At 64.6% G+C, this 223-nt stretch carries 1 protein-coding gene; it reads right to left on the reverse strand.

Annotation, left to right across the window (positions count from 1 at the left end):
- A partial coding sequence (locus G5A07_RS21925) for a hypothetical protein (RefSeq protein ID WP_223107884.1) occupies positions 1 to 205 on the reverse strand: 205 nt, incomplete at its 3' end.
- Positions 206 to 223 lie beyond the last annotated feature (18 nt).

Genomic DNA, 223 nt, shown 5'->3' on the forward strand with positions numbered 1-223 from the left:
CCACGAACGCCGCCAGGACGTCGGCGCGCAAGGCGTCGTGCATCATGTCGCCTTCCATGTGGTTGCGCAGCGCATTGACGCTCAGCTCGTTCTCCGACAGCGCCTTGCCCAACCGCAATTGCCCCCAGAAGCCGACCCCGCCTAGCAGCACCACAGCCACGATGCCGATGGCGCCCGAAGCGAGGATTCTCTGCCGAATGTTCATCCCTGGGCTCCTTTCCGT

The sequence above is a fragment of the Stenotrophomonas sp. AS012628 genome, from assembly GCF_010608305.1.
Lineage (GTDB): Bacteria > Pseudomonadota > Gammaproteobacteria > Xanthomonadales > Xanthomonadaceae > Stenotrophomonas > Stenotrophomonas geniculata.